This window comes from Mycolicibacterium vinylchloridicum (genome assembly GCF_013404075.1).
GTDB lineage: Bacteria > Actinomycetota > Actinomycetes > Mycobacteriales > Mycobacteriaceae > Mycobacterium > Mycobacterium vinylchloridicum.
The window spans coordinates 1-1,270 of sequence record NZ_JACBJQ010000181.1 but is presented as its reverse complement, the minus strand read 5'-3'; the positions used below and the strand labels follow the sequence as shown (position 1 = coordinate 1,270).

General features: G+C 65.7%; 1 protein-coding gene. It reads right to left on the bottom strand.

Annotated elements, in window-relative coordinates:
* On the bottom strand, window positions 1–1,150 hold a 1,150-nt coding region (locus HPC46_RS34435), incomplete at its 3' end, for an IS1380 family transposase (RefSeq protein WP_179476441.1).
* Between the last annotated feature and the right edge of the window lie 120 nt (window positions 1,151–1,270).

Sequence of the window (1,270 nt, the reverse complement as noted above, 5' to 3'; positions counted from 1 at the left end):
CACTATTGGCGGCGAATCGTCCGGAGGGCAGATGGGCCAGGGCGGAGTCTTTCAGGTCGGCGTGGACCTGCTCGATGATGGCGTGGCCGCGGTGGGTCTTGTCGGCGGTGACGGTGTCGAGGTCTGTGGTGGTGAAGAAGGCGTGGAAACGCCATACGTCGAACAGTGTGGCCTGCTTGTCGGCGGTGGGGTTGAGGTCGGGGATGCGGCGCACCACCAGCCTGCCTGGGGCCTGCTGGCTGGCTTTCTTGGAGCTGAACGCGGTGAATCCGATCTCGGCGACCTCGGCCCGGGAAATCCACTGGCCGGTGGTGTCGTCGTAGATCGCGTCGGTGTACTCGATGGGGGTCCACGAGTCGTCGTCGATGGCGGCGATCGCGGTCCTGACTGTCGAGTCCAGGCGCACGGTGATCGACACCTCGGCGCCGCCGCGCAGGGCTGCGGCGACGGTCCGATGGCCGTAGAACGCGGAGTCAGCCCGTAGCAGCGGCGTGCCGGTGGCCTCGGTGCTACGCAGCCGTTTCACGGTGGCCAGGGTGTCGCCGATCATCCGGGCCGCCCCGCGTGGGGAGCCGCAGGATCCTTTGCGTAGGCGCTGGCCGGTGATCACCGGTGCGCCCTCGTCGGTGGTGATGGTCGCGATCAGCGCATTGAGCCCGCGGACCCCGGAGTAGCCGTATCCCGATCCTTGTTTGGCATAACCATGCACTTCGATGATGGTGTCGTCGACATCGACCATGACCGCGCCGTCGATCCCGGCCAGCAGCGGCGTACGGGCGTGCAGGCCGGCCAGCAGCCGCGATGCCACGGCGTCGAGTTGGCGGACGTGGCCGAAGCTGAATTCCCGCAGAAACGATCCCAGCGTCGAGGGCGCATACGGGCGGTCGAACAGGGTGCCCATCGCGCCGTGGCGCAGCAGCCTCATGTCGTCGATGCTGTCGGCGCCGGCGATCATGCCCGCGACCAGCGCACTGACTTTCGCTCCGGCGTTGGCGCCCTTGTCGGTCGGCACGCTGAGGTGCTCGTCAGTCAAAGCCTTGAGACCGCACTGCTGGGCCAACGCGGCGATCGGGACCAGCCCGGCGCACGACACCAGGTTCGGGTCATCGAAGATAGCCGACGCGACGGGCCGAGTATGAGATAGTTGCATCTACGAGATGCCCTTCGTAGTGGCCGAATTTGATCCTAGAGAAATCTCATTCTCTCACTACGACAGGGCATTTCACTGATTCAACCCGCCCCAGACACCACCTCAATCGGTGAATCCAGG